Genomic DNA, 15,564 nt, shown 5'->3' with positions numbered 1-15,564 from the left:
CCGTCCCGCGAGGAATTGAGCGGACCGGGCTACGACGGAGGAACGGGTGGGCAGCAGGGGTATGCGGCACGAGCGCAAGAAGGCGAACGCCGCGGTGATCGGCGGGGTGGCCGCCGTCGTGGTGCTCGGCGGAGGAGCCGGCGCGTACGCCCTCTTCGGCGGCAGCGGCTCGGAGCAGACGCAGACGGCCGCCGCCGACGACAAGCCCAAGGTGCCCTCCGGGCCCGTCACCTCGGCCGAGGCCCGCACCGCGGCCGACCGCTTCCTGACCGCGTGGGCCGCGGGCGACACCGCGAAGGCGGCCGCCGCCACGGACGACGCCCCTTCGGCGACGGCTGCGCTCACCTCGTACACCAAGGACGCCCACCTGACCGGCGTGAAGCTGACGCCGGGCAAGGGCTCCGGCGCCAAGCTGCCCTTCTCCGTGTCCACCACCGTCTCGTACAAGGGGAAGAGCAAGCCGTTCGCCTACGGGTCCGAACTCACCGTCGTGCGGCGGGCGCAGGACGGCAAGCCGCTCGTCGGCTGGAAGACGTCCGTCCTGCACCCGGACCTCACCCAGGACGGCGACAAGCTCGTCACGGGCGAGGCCGGCGACCCCCCGATCACGGCGACCGACCGCGACGGCAAGGAACTGTCGACGGACAAGTTCCCCTCGCTCGCCACGGTCATCGACGGGCTGCGCGAGCGGTACGGCAAGACGGCGGGCGGCACCGCCGGCATCGAACTGCGCGTCGTCCACAAGGACAGCGGCAAGAAGAGCGAGCAGCAGCCCGACAAGACGCTGGTCACCCTCACCAAGGGCACGCCCGGCACCCTGCGCACCACCATCAGCCCCGTCTCGCAGGCCGCGGCCGAACACGAGGTCGCGGGCCGGGACAAGGCCGCCGTCGTCGCCATCAAGCCGTCGACCGGCGAGATCCTCGCGGTCGCCAACTCCCGCCCCGGGGGCTTCAACACCGCGTTCCAGGGCTCGCTGGCCCCCGGCTCCACGATGAAGATCGTGACGTCGTCCCTCCTCCTGGAGAAGAACCTCGCGGGCGTCGACAAGCCGCACCCGTGCCCCAAGTACGTGACGTACGGCGGCTGGAAGTTCCAGAACGACAAGAAGTTCGAGATCAAGAACGGCACGTTCAAGGCGAGCTTCGCGCGGTCCTGCAACACGGCCTTCATCAGCCAGGCCGAGAAACTGCACGACGACGACCTGACCAAGCAGGCCCAGGAGGTCTTCGGGCTCGGCCGCGGCAACTGGTCCATCGGCGTCCCCAGCTTCGACGGCGGCGTCCCCGTGCAGTCCCAGGCGCAGATGGCCGCTTCGCTGATCGGTCAGGGCGGCGTCCGGATGAACCCGCTGAACATGGCGTCCGTCGTCGCCACCGCCGAGACGGGCGTCTTCCGGCAGCCGTACCTCGTCTCGCCCGACGTCGACCACCGCACCCTCGCGACGGCCTCCCGCAAGCTCTCCCCCGCGACCGTGAGCGGCCTGCGCGACCTGCTGCACTACACGGCCGTGGCCGGTACGGCTGTCGAGCCGATGTCCGGCCTCGGCTCGGACATGGGCGCGAAGACGGGCTCTGCGGAGGTCGACAACCAGAAGAAGCCGAACGGCTGGTTCACGGCCTGGCGCGGCGACCTCGCCTCGGCGGCGGTCGTCCAGCAGGGCGGTCACGGTGGGGATTCGGCGGGGCCGGTTGTGCGGAAGATGTTGCTGGCGGGGGGCTGAGCGCTGGCGGGGGGCTGGGCGCTGGCCGGGGGGGCTGAGCGCTGGCGGCTAGCTGAGCGCTGGCGGCGGTGGGCGTTCCGTGGGGTGAGGCGGGACGGGCCTGGTGGCCGGGAGGCGGTGCTGCGTTGTGGGGCGGGGCCGCGGCGGTGTGTACGTGCTCGCCATCCCTTCTCCTGGGCCGCCATGTTCTGCGCCCGGGGAGTGGGCTTGTGTGCTCCGCGCACACACCGCCACGTCCCCTCTCGCGCGCGGGCGGCTGCGGGGGCGTCTCGGTCTCGGTTGCTACGGCCGATACCCGGTCGCGTGGTCTGTACACCGACGGCTACCGTGCCGGGATGAGTACCCCTGAGTCCACCGGATCCGCCTCCGCCCACCCTCGCTTTGCCGCCGCCCTCACCGAGTTGGGCCTGGCCGACGTACTCCCGCTCGTCCGCCGCTTCCCGGACGCGGCACGTACCGCGCAGGAGGCCGCCGCCGCGATCGGCTGTGAACTCAGCGAGATCTGCAAGTCGTTGATCTTCGCGGCGGACTCGGTCCCGGTCCTGGTCCTGATGGACGGGTCGTCGCGGGTGGACCTGGAGCTGGTGCGGCGCGAGCTGGGCGCGGACAAGGTCACGCGCGCGAAGGCGGACGTCGTGCGCGAGACGACGGGGTACGCGATCGGCGGCGTCCCGCCCTTCGGGCACGTGACCCGGACCCGCGTCCTGGCGGACCGTTCGCTCCTCGACCACGACATCGTGTGGGCCGCCGCCGGCAACCCCCACGCGGTGTTCCCGATGGACCCGAAGTCGCTGATCACCCATGCCGGCGCCACCCTCGTGGACGTACGCGAGACCGATCGGTGACCCCGCTCGTCGCGGCGGCCGTCCTCCTCGCGGCGGTCACCCACGCGAGCTGGAACGCGATCGCCCACCACATCACCGACAAGCTGGTCGGCTTCACCCTGATCTCGGGCGGCGGCGCCCTGATCGGCCTCGCCGCCGCACCCTTCGTACCACTCCCGCACGCCGCCGCCTGGCCGTACCTGGTCGGCTCGGCCGTCCTCCACGTCGCGTACTACGCCCTGCTCATGCGGTCGTTCAGACTCGGCGACTTCGGCCAGGCCTACCCGATCGCGCGCGGCACGGCACCCCTCGTGGTGACGGTGCTCGCGGCGCTCTTCGCGGGCGAGGTCCCCGACGGCTGGCAGGCGGCGGGCATCGCCGTCTCCTGCGCGGGCCTGACGGGTCTCGCCCTGTGGGGCATACGGGGTTCAGGGCGCAGGCCCGCGTGGGCGGCCGTGGGGGCGGCGCTCGCGACGGGCGTGTCCATCGCCGCTTACACGGTGGTGGACGGCCTCGGCGTGCGCGCGTCCGGGAACTCGCTCGGGTACATCGCGTGGCTGATGATCCTCGGCGGGCTCGGCGTTCCGGTGTACGCGGGGTGGGTGTGGCGCGGTGAACTGGGCGCGCGGGTACGGCCGTTCGCGGAGGTCGGGCTGCTGGGGGCAGCGCTTTCGGTGGCCGCGTACGGGCTCGTGCTGTGGGCCCAGACCCGGGCGGACCTCGCGCCGGTGTCGGCGCTGCGTGAGTCCTCGATCATCGTGGGCGCGGCGATCGGGGCGGTGTTCTTCAAGGAACGGTTCGGGGCGCCGCGGCTGGTCGCGGCGGGGCTGATGGTGGCGGGGATCGGGCTGATGCTGCGGGCGGCGGGATAGGGGGCGGGGATCGGGCTGATGCTGGGGGCGGCGGGGTAGGGGGCGGGGCTTATGGGGGCGGGGCTTATGGGGGCGGGTCTCATGGGGCGCGGGTCTCATGGGGCGCGGGTCATACGGGGGCGGGTCATATGGGGCGCGCGGGGTGGCTTCGGCGGGCCTGCGTGTTACCTGACCGCGTGCCGGAATCCCATGTTCACTGAGGTCAGCCCGCCGTCGACCGGGAGCGTCACGCCCGTGATCCACGCCGCGTCGCGTGACGCGAGGAACGCGACGGCGGCGGCCACGTCCTCCGGCTCCCCCACCCGGCCGAGAGGGTAGAGGTCCCGGACCACGTCGACGTCGGCGCCCCGGTTCGACCAGGCGGGGGTGCGTACGGTGCCGGGTGCGACGAGATTGACGCGTACGCCGCGCGGCCCGGCGTGGCCGGCGAGGGTGCGGGTCAGCGAGACGAGCCCTGCCTTGGCGGCGCTGTAGGCGTGATTGCCGTAGTCCTGAAGGCCGTTGACGGACCCGATGCTCACGATGGCGCCGCGTCCGGAGGCTACGAGGTGGGGCAGTGCGGCGCGGGAGCAGCGGTACGCGCCGGTCAGGGTGATGTCGAGGTCGCGGGCCCATACGTCGTCGGGCTCGTCCTCGAAGCGGGTGGCGTCGGGGCTGCACGCGTAGGCGTTGTTGACCAGCACGTCTAGGCGGCCAAACGCTTCGGCGGCGGACGCCACGGCGGCCTCGACGGACTCCCGTGATCCGACGTCGCAGGTGAACGCCCGTGCCGCGCCGCCCTGTTCACGGATTTCTGCGGCTGTTCGCTCCGGGGCTTCCGGATCCAGGTCGGTGACGGCGACCTGGGCCCCTTCGCGGGCGAACCGGAGCGCGGTGGCGGCGCCAATACCGCGAGCCGCGCCGGTGATCAGGACCGCGTAGCCGTCGAAACGGCGCTCTGTGCGAGGCATTTCGTGACTCATGGGCGGACGCTACCTCGGTGAGCCCTCGGTGAGCCCTCGGCGATCCGTCGGGGACCCGTCAGGGACCCCTCGGGGACCCGTCAGGGACCCCTCGGGGACCCGTCAGGGATCAACCAGGGCTTTCCCTGATCGAGTTGCGGCGCGGGGGCGGCCACTATGGATCACACGGGAACGGCGGCGGCGGCTGTTCGGCGACGGCGGTGGCAACTACGCAGCGAGCGAGGCGCGTACGGCCTTCACCAGCGCTTGGGCGCGCGGATCGGCGGTGACGCCCTTCTGCAGACCGTTCGTGACGTACCCGAAGGCGATCCCGGACTCCGGGTCCGCGAAGCCGAGCGCGCCGCCCCGGCCGGGGTGGCCGAAGGAACCAGGTCCGAGGAGTGGGGAGGCGACACCGTGGAGCATGTAACCGAGTCCGAAGCGGGTCGGTACGACGAGGACGCGGTCGGGTCCCGCAGAGGCCTCCTCTCGCGCCTTCTCCATCGTCTCCGGCGTGAGAAGCCGGCTGCCGCCGTCGACGTCGCCGATCAGGGACGCGTAGACGCGGGCCAGGCCGTCCGCCGTACCGATGCCGTTCGAGGCTGGCAGCTCGGCCGCGCGGTAGGCCGGGTCGTTCTCGTCGGGGAGGGGGTCGATGGCGCCGAAGGCGCGGCGGGTGACGGAGTCGGGGTTCTTGTACGCCTCGGAGATGCTCCGCTTGGGGCGGGAGCGCAGGGCTCCGGGGGTGGCGGGCGGCTCGACGGGACCGATGCGTCCGGCGCGGTGGGCCTCGGCGGCGGGCAGGCCCACCCAGAGGTCGGCGGCCACGGGGCCGGTGACGTTCTCGGCTGTCCAGGCACCGACGGTCCGGCCGGTGATACGGCGCACGAGCTCGCCGGTGAGCCAGCTGTAGGTCTGCGCGTGATAGCCGTGGTCGGTGCCGGGTTCCCAGACGGGGGCCTGGTCGGCGACGGCGGCGGCGCCCAGGTCGGGGTCGGCGGCCTCGGCGGGGGTCAGGGGGTGGTCGAGCAGCGGGACGCCGGCGCGGTGTGCGAGGAGGTCGCGCACGAGGACCCGCTCTTTGCCGTGCTGCTTGAACTCGGGCCAGTAGTCGCCGACCGGCGCGTCCAGGTCGAGCGCGCCGCGCTGGTGCAGGAGGAGCAGCGCGGCGGCGGCCACGCCCTTGGTGGCGGAGCGCATGATCTGGGCGGTGCCCTGCTCCCAGGGGGCGTCGCCGTCCACGTCACGGGTGCCGGCCCACAGGTCGACGACCTTGTGTCCGTCGCGGTAGACCACCACGCCGGCGCCGCGCTCGCCGAGCGCGTCGAAGTTACGGGCGAACGCGTCCCTGACCGGTTCGAACCCGCTGACCACTGTGCCGTTCATGTCACTCACGGTCGTTGCAACCACCATCGACCACCGGGGATTCCCAGGGCGCCGTCCCGGGGACCCCCGCGGCGCTCCTCAGGCGGACGTGACCTTCACCGAGCTCGGGTCGAAGCCGAAGGGCAGTTCCAGGCGGTGTTCGCGCATCAGGTCCTCGTCGGCGAGGAGGTCGCCGGTCGTCCCGTCGGCCGCGATCACGCCGTCGCTGAGGATCACGGAGCGGGGGCAGAGTTCGAGCGCGTACGGCAGGTCGTGCGTGACCATGAGGACGGTGACGTCCAACGACCGGAGAATGTCGGCGAGTTCACGCCGGGAGGCCGGGTCGAGGTTCGACGACGGCTCGTCCAGGACGAGGATCTCGGGCTCCATGACGAGGACGGTGGCTACGGCGACGCGGCGGCGCTGCCCGAAGGAGAGGTGGTGCGGCGGCCGGTCGGCGAACTCGGCCATGCCGACCTGGGCGAGGGCCTTGTGCACCCGCGCTTCCAGCTCGGGCCCCTTGACCCCGGCCGCGGCGGGCCCGAAGGCGACGTCCTCGCGGACGGTCGGCATGAAGAGCTGGTCGTCGGGGTCCTGGAAGACGATGCCGACCTTGCGCCTGATCTCGGCCATGTGCTGCTTGCCGACGGGCAGCCCGGCGACCTTCACGCTGCCGGCGCCGCCGCTGAGGATGCCGTTGAGATGCAGCACGAGGGTCGTCTTGCCCGCACCGTTGGGGCCGAGCAGCGCGACGCGCTCGCCACGGCCGATGGTGAGGTCGACGCCGAACAGGGCCTGGTGCCCGTCGGGGTAGGCGTAGGCGAGGCCGCTGACCTCGAGTGACGCGGTGGAGTTTTCGGGGGAGTCAGTCACAGCACCCATCCCAGCAGACAGACGACAAGGGCGGCACAGGGGAGGGTCAGGGCGTACGACCACTGGGCGCGGGACGCGGTGACGTCGTCGATGACCGGCATCGAACCGGCGTAGCCGCGGCTGACCATGGCGAGGTGGACGCGCTCGCCGCGCTCGTAGGAGCGGATGAAGAGGGCGCCGGCGGACTTGGCGAGGACGCCCCAGTGGCGCACGCCGCTGGCCTCGAAGCCGCGGGACTCGCGGGCGATCCGCATCCGGCGCATCTCGTCGGTGATCACATCGCCGTAGCGGAGCATGAACGACGCGATCTGGACGAGGAGGGAAGGCAGCTTGAGCCGTTGCAGGCCGAGCAGCAGCTCGCGCAGTTCGGTGGTGGAGGCGAGCAGGACGGACGCGGCGACGCCGAGGGTGCCCTTGGCGAGGACGTTCCAGGCGCCCCACAGGCCGTTGACGCTGAGGGACAGGCCGAGGACGTCGACGCGCTCGCCCTGCGCCACGAACGGCATGAGCACGGCGAACGCCACGAACGGGATCTCGATGAGGAGGCGCTTGAGGAGGAAGGCGGCCGGGACGCGGGCCACGTAGGCGACGGCGGCGAGCAGAGCCGCGTACAGGGCGAACGCCCACATCGCCTCGCGGGGCGTGGAGACGACCACGATCACGAAGCAGAGGACGGCCGCGAGCTTGGTCTGCGGCGGCAGAGTGTGCACGGGCGAGTGCCCGTGCCGGTAGAGCCTGTGCGCGTGCCCGGCGCCCATGTCAGACGGTTTCCGTGATCTGGCTCGGGGAGGTCTGGGCGCTGCGGCGCCTGCGCAGCGCCCAGAAGATGCCGCTGCCGGCGACGACGGTGACGCCGACTCCGATCACGCCGGCGAGGCCGCCGGAGAGGCGGGCGTCGGTCACGTCCTTGACGCCGTAGCCGGCGAGCGGGGAGCCGTCGGAGGCGTGCTTCTGGGTCTTCTTGTCGATGCCCTTGTCGTGGGCGACCTTCTCCAGGCCGTCGGGGTTCGAGGACGCGTAGAAGGAGACGAAGCCGGCGAGGACGAGGGAGGTGACGAGGCCGGTGATCCAGATCTTGCGGTGGGAGCCGGGGGCGCTGACGGGCTGCGCGGGGGTGTCGGCGGCGTCGACGAGTTCGCCGTTGACGCGGAGCTTGAGCGGCTGGTTCAGGCCGCGGGCGCCGTAGACGAGGTCGGGGCGGACGGCGACGACGGCGCCGACGGTGAGGGCGGTGATGACGGCCTCACCGATGCCGATGAGGACGTGCACGCCGACCATCGCGGTGGCGACCTTGCCGATCGAGACGTCGGTGGTGCCGCCGATCGCGTAGATCAGGGTGAACACGACGGCGGCGGCCGGGACGGAGAGGAGGGCCGCGACGAAGGAGGCGACGGTGATCGAGCGGCGCCCCCGGGGCAGCACCTTCACGAGACCGCGGAAGACGAGGTAGGCGACGACGGTCGTGGTGATCGCCATGTCGGTGATGTTCACGCCGAGCGCGGTGAGGCCGCCGTCGGCGAAGAGCACGCCCTGCATCAGGAGGACGACGGACACACATAGGACACCCGTATAGGGCCCGACGAGGATCGCCGCGAGCGCTCCGCCGAGGAGGTGGCCGCTGGTGCCGGCCGCGACGGGGAAGTTCAGCATCTGCACGGCGAAGATGAAGGCGGCGACGAGGCCGGCGAGGGGCGCGGTGCGCTCGTCGAGTTCGCGCCGCGCGCCACGGAGGCTGACGGCCACGGCACCCGCGGCGACGACACCTGCCGCCGCCGAGACGGGGGCGTTGATGAATCCGTCGGGGACATGCATGGGTGGGGGGCTCCGCTTCGGCACGTGTCGGGGGTCAGACGAACCGTTCGATGATAGTGCCTTGTTGCGAACGGCTCGCAAGAGCGGTGCAGAGACAAGTAGCCCGCCGAATGGACCCCGTACATAGCCTCACATATGTGTTTTATGGGACATTGGATGGCAGCAGATACGTGAGAGATGAGGAGTCTCCCGATGTCCGCCGTCGAGCAGAAGGCACGAGCCCGCGTCGTCACCGACTCCCTCGACGAGCCGCCGGCCGTCCCCGCGCTGCTGAGCTACGACGGACGCGTCCATCTCACCGTCCCCGAAGAGGGCGACTGGAGCTTCACCCGCGACCTCCTCGAGAAGGGGCTGCGCGCCCCCGCCACCGACGGCGACATAAGCATCTGGCCGTGCGGCCGCGTCCAGGCGGTCATGGAGTTCCACTCGCCGAAAGGGGTGGCGGTCGTGCAGTTCGAGAAGAAGGCGCTGGTGCGCTTCCTTCGCCGGACGTACACGTCCACCACCCCAATGGCTAACTGACCGGACCTAATAACAAGGGCTAGACCCGGACCAGCTCCCGGTCCCCGTCGGCGGCGCCGCCCCCACCGGGCGCGTCATCGTCGGAGGCCTTCAGCCCCTCGCCCTCGACGTCGACGTTCGGCAGGATCCGGTCGAGCCACTTCGGCAGCCACCACGCCCGCTTCCCGAGCAGCGCAAGGACCGCCGGCACGATCGCCATGCGTACCAGGAACGCGTCGAAGAAGACCGCGATCGCGAGGCCGAAGCCGATCATCTTGATCATCTGCTCGCTGGAGCCGATGAAGCCCGCGAAGACCGCGATCATGATGACGGCCGCGGCCGTGACCACGCGCGCCCCGTGCTTGAAGCCGGTGACGATCGCCTGCGCGGGCCGCTCCCCGTGGACGAACGCCTCCCGCATCCGGGTCACGAGGAACACCTCGTAGTCCATCGCGAGGCCGAAGACCACGCCCACCATGAAGATCGGCATCATCGACATGATCGGGGTCGTCTGGTCGACGCCGAAGAGCGAGCCGAGCCAGCCCCACTGGAAGACGGCCACGACGGCACCGAGCGCGGCGAGCACCGAGAGCAGGAAGCCGAGCGCCGCCTTGAGCGGCACGAGCACCGACCGGAACACGACCATCAGCAGCAGGAAGGCCAGGCCGACGACCAGCGCCAGATAGGGAACCAGCGCGTCGTTCAGCTTCTGCGACACGTCGATGTTCATGGCGGTCGAGCCGGTGACGCTCAGCTCGGCGCCGGTGTCCGCCTTGATGTCCTTGCCCTCGGCACGAATGGCGTGGACGACGTCCTCGGTCTCGGTCGAGGACGGCTTGTACTTGGAGATGACGGTGACGATCGCGGTGTCGCCGGCCTTGTTGAACGTGGCCGGGGTGACCGCGGCGACGCCGTCCGTGCCCTTGATCGAGGAGACGACCCGGTCGACGGCGGCCTTCGGGTCGTCCGCGCCCTTGGCGTCTACGACAGTGAGCAGCGGCCCGTTGAAGCCCGGCCCGAAGCCCTCGGACAGCAGGTCGTAGGCCTTGCGCTGGGTGGTGTCGGTGGGCTGGACCCCGTCGTCGGGCAGGCCCAGCTGGAGCGAGGCGGCCGGGACCGCCATCACGCCGAGCCCGACCACACCGGCGAGCAGGACAACCACCGGCCGGCGCAGCACGAAGCGCGCCCAGCGCGTGCCCATGTTGGTCTTGGGCTCGGACTTCGCCTCTGCGGCCAGTGCCTTACGGGCCTTGCGGCCGTGCGCCCGCTTGCCGACGTAGCCGAGCAGCGCCGGGATGAGGGTCAGCGCGATGAGCACGGCGATGGCGACGGTGCCGGCGGCGGCGACGCCCATCTTCGTCAGGATCGGGATGTTGACGACGGCGAGGCCGACGAGCGCGATCAGGACGGTGAGTCCGGCGAAGACGACCGCCGAGCCCGCGGTGCCGACGGCTCGCCCTGCGGCTTCCTCGCGTTCCCGGCCCTCGGCCAGTTCGGCGCGGTAGCGGGAGACGATGAACAGCGCGTAGTCGATGCCGACCGCGAGGCCGATCATCATCGCGAGCGTGGACGTGGTGGAGCCCAGGTCGAGGACGTTGGCCAGCGCGGTGATCGCGGAGACGCCGATGCCCACGCCGATGAGCGCGGTCAGCAGCGGCAGTCCGGCCGCGACGAGCGAACCGAAGGTGATCACGAGGACGACGGCGGCGATCCCGACGCCGATGACCTCGGTGGCGCCGGTCTCCGGGATGGCCTGGAGCGCGTCACCGCCGACCTCGACGGTCAGACCGGTCCCCTTGGCCTCGTCGATGACGTGCTGCAGCGCATCCCGGTCGCCGTCGGTCAGCTCCATGCCCGGGACCTTGTACGAGGCCGAGGCGTAGGCGATCGTGCCGTCCTTGCTCACCGTGTGCACGACGAACGGGTCGGCGACCGAGGCGACCTGCTTCGAGCTGGCCTTGATCTGCGCGACGGTGTCCTGGATGTCGGCCTTGTTGGCCGCGTCGGTGAGCTTCTCGCCGGCCGGCGCCTTGAAGACGACACGGGCGGTCGCGCCGTCCGCGGCGGAGCCGGGGAAGCGCTGGTCGAGCAGGTCGAAGGCCTTCTGGGCCTCGGTGCCCGGGATCGAGAAGGAACTGGAGGCCGCCGTCGGCGCGGTGGCCGCGCCCACGCCCGCGAGGGTGAGCAGCGCGACCCATATCAGGGCGACGAAATGCCGTCGGCGGAAGGCGAGCTTGCCGAGTCTGTAGAGGAATGTGGCCATGGAGGGGTGCTCCCGGTCAGGTCGTTGGGGGGTTGGGCAGAGGCCCTTTGGGCAGGGGGGATCAGCCCGACGACGTGAGCGGTCGCGTCAGGTGCTCGGTACTGCTTGGGGGGTGGGGTGAGGATCAGGCGCCGAGGGCGGGGAGGACCACGGCGTCGATGTACGAGATGACGAAGTCCTGCGTGGGTGGCAGCTCGTCGATGAGGGTCCGGGTCGCGAACGCCCCGACGATCATGTGCAGGACGTAGTCGAGCGCCGGATTGTCCGCACGGATCTCGCCCCGGTCGATCGCGCGCTTGAGCACGTGCCGGAACTCCTCCGTCTCGGGTTCGATCAGCAGCTCGCGGAAGGCGCGCAGCAGATCGGGGTTCGAGTGGACCGCCATGGCGAGGCCCCGGATCAGCGCGGATCCCTGGGCCAGCTCGCAGTCGTCCTCGCGCAGGGCCAGGGCGTGGAAGTCGCCCCGCAGCGACCCGGTGTCGATCTCGCTGAGCCCTGACGGCTTCTGGTGCCGCAGCGCCTTCACGACCAGTTCGGCCTTGCTGCCCCACTGGCGGTAGAGCGTGGCCTTGCTGGACCGGGTACGGGTGGCCACGGCGTCCATGGTCAGGGCGTCGTAACCGACCTCGCGGAGCAGGTCGAGCACGGCGCCGTACAGCTCGGCCTCGCGCTCGGGCGTGATCCGGCTGCGACGCGTCGTCGCGGCTTCAGCCATGCCACACACACTCCTTCACTCACGCCTTCACTCGGTACGAAACGGTTTCGTACACCTCGACTGTACGACTCCCCCTTAACGAAACGAAACCGTTTCGTACGTGGCCTGCACCACAGACCGCACGCACCTCCCCACCCAGCCCGTCGAAACCCACAAGTTGCCGGGGCCCCTGGAGCGGAAAAGCATGTGTAGGTGAGCGACGACGCGTACCTCCGGTTCCCTCATCTGCACGACGACCGGCTCTGCTTCGTGACCGAGGACGATCTCTGGGTCACCCCGCTGGATCAGCCGGGCCGCGCGTGGCGGGTCACGGTCGACCGCACCAAGGTGGGCCACCCGCGGTTCTCGCCCGACGGCCGCCACATCGCGTACACGACCTGGCGCAGCCTCGATCCGGAGATCCATCTCGCGCCCGTGGACGGCGGCCCCGCGCGCCGCCTCACCTACTGGGGCAGCACGGACACCCAGGTCCGCGGCTGGACTCCGCCCGACAAGGACGGCCGGTCCGCCATCCTCGCGGTCGCCTCGCACGGCCAGCCGTTCTCGTACTTCACCTGGGCCTACGACGTCCCCACCGACGGCTCGCCCGGCGGCCGCCTCCCCTGGGGCCCGGTCTCGGACATCGCCGTCGCCGACTTCGACGGCGAACGCAAGACCCTGCTCCTGACCGGCACTCCCCCGCACGAACCCGCCTCCTGGAAGCGCTACCGCGGCGGCGCCCAGGGCCGCCTCTGGCTGCACGGCGAACGGCTCCTCGCCGACCTCGACGGCCACCTGGAAGCACCCATGTTCGTCGCCGGACGCATCGCGTTCCTCTCCGACCACCAGGGCATCGGCAACGTGTACTCGTGCCTGCCCGACGGCTCCGACCTGCGGCGCCACTCCGACCACGACGCGTTCTACGCCCGCAACGCGTCCAGCGACGGAACCCGGATCGTCTACCAGTGCGCCGGCGACCTCTGGATCATCGACGAACTCACCCCCGGCTCCGTGCCGCGCAAGCTGGACGTGCGCCTAGGCGGCCCGCGCGTCGGCCGCCGCACCTACCAGGTACCGGCCGCCCACCACGTCGACGGACTCTCCGTCGACGAGACCGGCCGCGCCAGCGCGGTCGTCGTACGCGGCAGCCTCTACTGGCTCACCCACCGCGACGGCCCCGCCCGCACCATCGCCGACACCCCGGGCGTACGCGTCCGGCTCCCCGAGATGCTCGGCCCCGGCGGCGAGGTCGCGTACGTCACCGACGCTGAGGGCGAGGACGCGGTCGAGATCTCGTACCTGCCGCGCGCGACCGGAGACCGCGCGCCCCGCCGCCTGGCCTCCGGCGAACTGGGCCGGGTCCTGGAGATGGTCAGCGACCCCGACGGCGACCGCCTCGCCATCGCCTCCCACGACGGCCGCCTGCTCCTCATCGACACCTCCGAAGAAGTCGAGGAGGTAGAGGCAGTCGCGGAGGAATCCTCCGAAGAGGCTGGGGAGCCGGAGCTGACCCCGCGAACCGTCAGCGGCGAAGTCACCGAACTCGTCCGCTCCGTCAACGGCCCCGTCCGCGACCTCGCCTTCTCGCCGGACGGCGCCTGGCTGACCTGGTCCCACCCCGGAATCGGCCGTTCCCTCCGCCAGATCAAGATGGCCCGGATCGCGGACCGCACGATCGTCGACGTCACCAACGGCCGCTTCGAGGACGAGAACCCGGTCTTCACGCGCGACGGCCGCTATCTCGCGTTCCTCTCCTGGCGCGGCTTCGACCCGGTCTACGACGTGCACACCGGCGACCTGTCCTTCCCGCTCGGCTGCCGCCCGTACCTCGTACCGCTGTCGTCCGCGACCCCCTCGCCGTTCGCCCTGTCGCCCGACGGGCGTACGGCCGCGGGCGGGCTCGACCCGACCGAGGACTCGGGCGCCGACGGGGCGCCGACCGTCGAGATCGAGGGCCTGGAGAACCGGGTCGTGCCGTTCCCCGTCTCGGCGTCCAAGTACTCGGCGATGTACCCCGTCTCGGGCGGTGGTCTCGTGTGGCTGCGCTGGCCGATCTCCGGCGCGCTCGGCGAGACGTTCGTCAACCCGGCCGACACCTCGGGCCGCCCGACCCTGGAACATTTCAGCCTCGGCAAGGGCAAGAAGACCGAACTGGTCACCCACCTCGACTGGTTCGCGCTCAGCGGCGACGGCACCCGGCTCGTCGTCGTCGACGAGGGCGACCTGCGCGCCGTCCCCTCCACGGAGACCGGCGACAGCGACACCACCGTCTGGATCGACCTTCGCCGCATCCTGCACGACGTCGACCCGGCCGCCGAGTGGCGCGGCGCGTACGAGGAGGCCGGCCGCATCATCCGGGGCTACTACTGGGAACCGGACATGTGCCACATCGACTGGGACGCGATCCTCGCCCAGTACCGGCCACTCGTCGGACGGGTCGCGTCCCCCGACGAGTTCGCCGACCTCCTGCGCGAAGTCCTCGGCGAACTCTGCACATCGCACGCCTACGTCTCCGCCGCCCGCCGCAACGAGGGCCCGCCCCACTACCAACGCGCCCAGGGCCTCCTCGGCGCCAACTTCGTTCACCGTGAGGGCGGTTGGCGGCTCGTACGCATCCTGCCCGGCGACTCTTCCGACTCCAAGGCGCGTTCTCCGCTGGCCGGCAGCGGTATCCGCGAGGGCGCCGTCCTGACCCATGTCGACGGCCGCCCGGTCGACCCGGTGGCCGGGCCCTACCCGCTGCTCGCGGGCGCGGGCGGCACGACGGTCGAGCTGACGTTCCGGCCTGCGGAGGGCGACGGCCCGTCCCGCCGCGTCGCGATCGTCCCCCTCATCGACGAACGCCCGCTGCGCTACCAGGACTGGGTGGCCAAACGCCGGGAGGTCGTACGGGAGTTGAGCGGCGGCAAGTGCGGCTACCTGCACATCCCCGACATGGGCGGCTCGGGCTGGGCCCAGTTCAACCGCGACGTCCGCATGGAGGTGTCCCGGCCCGCGCTCATCGTCGACGTACGGGGCAACGCGGGCGGCCACATCAGCGAACTCGTCGTCGAGAAACTGACCCGCAAGATCCTCGGCTGGGACCTCACGCGCAACGCCCAGCCCGTCTCGTACGCGTCGAACGCCCCACGCGGCCCGGTCGTCGCCCTCGCCGACGAGGCGACCTCGTCCGACGGCGACATGATCACGGCGGCGTTCAAACTCCTCGCCCTCGGCCCGGTCGTGGGCCAGCGCACGTGGGGCGGAGTCGTCGGCATGACGGGCCGCCACACTCTGGGCGACGGCACGGTCATCACTGTCCCGATGAACGCGGCCTGGTTCCCCGAATACGGCTGGTCGATCGAGAACAAGGGCGTAGAACCGGACATCGAGGTCCTACGCACCCCCCTGGACTGGGCGGAGGGCCGCCACGCCCAACTGGACGACGCGGTGTACCTGGCCCTGGACCTCTTGGCCACCTCCCCCGCGAAGACTCCCCCCGACTACACAAACACCCCCGACCACACCCGCCCCAAACTCCCGCCCCGCTAATGGCGCTTACCTGGCTGTGCCCACCCGTTCCGCCCCTCCCACCCGCCGCCCCACCTCGCCACCCGCTACGGGCACTCCGGCCACCCCCGCCCCGCCCACCCCCACCCTGCCCACGCGCCGCCGCACCTCGCTGCCCCCTACCTCTGTGGGCAGCTGGCCCGCTCC

12 protein-coding genes are annotated in these 15,564 nt (G+C 71.4%); 5 read left to right on the top strand and 7 right to left on the bottom strand.

Translation table 11 applies throughout. From position 1 onward, the window contains the following. Positions 1–61: 61 nt before the first annotated feature. From ABZ893_RS16730 to ABZ893_RS16720, 3 genes are all read left to right on the top strand, one after another. Positions 62–1,723 (top strand): penicillin-binding transpeptidase domain-containing protein, encoded by a 1,662-nt coding sequence (locus tag ABZ893_RS16730; protein ID WP_361403594.1) that lies wholly within the window; start codon positions 62–64, stop codon positions 1,721–1,723. Positions 1,724–2,058: 335 nt separating this feature from the next. After that, on the top strand, positions 2,059–2,568 hold the full coding sequence (locus ABZ893_RS16725; RefSeq protein ID WP_361403347.1) for a YbaK/EbsC family protein: 510 nt from the start codon (positions 2,059–2,061) through the stop codon (positions 2,566–2,568). After that, positions 2,565–3,419, top strand: a complete 855-nt coding sequence (locus ABZ893_RS16720; RefSeq protein ID WP_361403344.1) for a DMT family transporter — start codon at positions 2,565–2,567, stop codon at positions 3,417–3,419. The genes ABZ893_RS16725 and ABZ893_RS16720 overlap by 4 nt, the downstream gene beginning before the upstream one ends. Before the next feature lie 164 nt (positions 3,420–3,583). Here the strand turns inward: ABZ893_RS16720 and ABZ893_RS16715 are convergent, their stop codons facing one another. The 5 genes from ABZ893_RS16715 to ABZ893_RS16695 all read right to left on the bottom strand — a co-directional run bounded on the left by ABZ893_RS16715 (position 3,584) and on the right by ABZ893_RS16695 (position 8,410). Continuing rightward, positions 3,584–4,369 carry an SDR family NAD(P)-dependent oxidoreductase gene (locus ABZ893_RS16715; protein ID WP_361403591.1) on the bottom strand — a complete coding sequence of 262 codons (786 nt, stop codon included), beginning with the start codon at positions 4,367–4,369 and terminating at the stop codon, positions 3,584–3,586. A gap of 219 nt (positions 4,370–4,588) precedes the next feature. Next, positions 4,589–5,746, bottom strand: coding sequence for a serine hydrolase domain-containing protein (locus tag ABZ893_RS16710; RefSeq protein WP_361403341.1), 1,158 nt, complete (start codon positions 5,744–5,746; stop codon positions 4,589–4,591). A 78-nt stretch (positions 5,747–5,824) separates the two neighbouring features. Further along, positions 5,825–6,598 carry an ABC transporter ATP-binding protein gene (locus tag ABZ893_RS16705; RefSeq protein ID WP_361403338.1) on the bottom strand — a complete coding sequence of 258 codons (774 nt, stop codon included), beginning with the start codon at positions 6,596–6,598 and terminating at the stop codon, positions 5,825–5,827. Continuing rightward, positions 6,595–7,356 carry a cobalt ECF transporter T component CbiQ gene (gene cbiQ, locus ABZ893_RS16700; protein WP_361403335.1) on the bottom strand — a complete coding sequence of 254 codons (762 nt, stop codon included), beginning with the start codon at positions 7,354–7,356 and terminating at the stop codon, positions 6,595–6,597. Before cbiQ ends, ABZ893_RS16705 begins: the two co-directional genes overlap by 4 nt. Before the next feature lies 1 nt (position 7,357). Further along, positions 7,358–8,410 carry an energy-coupling factor ABC transporter permease gene (locus ABZ893_RS16695; protein ID WP_361403333.1) on the bottom strand — a complete coding sequence of 351 codons (1,053 nt, stop codon included), beginning with the start codon at positions 8,408–8,410 and terminating at the stop codon, positions 7,358–7,360. Between the two features lie 192 nt (positions 8,411–8,602). On the opposite strand from ABZ893_RS16695, the gene ABZ893_RS16690 reads away from it, so the two are divergent. Continuing rightward, positions 8,603–8,932: an SsgA family sporulation/cell division regulator gene (locus ABZ893_RS16690; protein ID WP_361403330.1), complete on the top strand. Its 330-nt coding sequence runs from the start codon at positions 8,603–8,605 to the stop codon at positions 8,930–8,932. A gap of 19 nt (positions 8,933–8,951) precedes the next feature. On the opposite strand, the gene ABZ893_RS16685 is transcribed toward ABZ893_RS16690, so the two are convergent. Together ABZ893_RS16685 and ABZ893_RS16680 are read right to left on the bottom strand one after the other, a co-directional pair. Continuing rightward, on the bottom strand, positions 8,952–11,174 hold the full coding sequence (locus ABZ893_RS16685; protein ID WP_361403328.1) for an MMPL family transporter: 2,223 nt from the start codon (positions 11,172–11,174) through the stop codon (positions 8,952–8,954). A 124-nt stretch (positions 11,175–11,298) separates the two neighbouring features. Then, positions 11,299–11,889 carry a TetR/AcrR family transcriptional regulator gene (locus tag ABZ893_RS16680; protein WP_361403325.1) on the bottom strand — a complete coding sequence of 197 codons (591 nt, stop codon included), beginning with the start codon at positions 11,887–11,889 and terminating at the stop codon, positions 11,299–11,301. Positions 11,890–12,081: 192 nt separating this feature from the next. Here ABZ893_RS16680 and ABZ893_RS16675 point away from each other — a divergent pair, with 192 nt between their 5' ends. Further along, positions 12,082–15,399, top strand: a complete 3,318-nt coding sequence (locus ABZ893_RS16675; RefSeq protein WP_361403323.1) for a S41 family peptidase — start codon at positions 12,082–12,084, stop codon at positions 15,397–15,399. The last annotated feature ends 165 nt before the right edge of the window (positions 15,400–15,564 follow it).

It is taken from the genome of Streptomyces sp. NPDC046821 (assembly GCF_040645335.1).
Lineage (GTDB): Bacteria > Actinomycetota > Actinomycetes > Streptomycetales > Streptomycetaceae > Streptomyces.
Note: the sequence above shows the minus strand (reverse complement) of the source record. Positions and strands in the feature narration are given on the sequence as shown.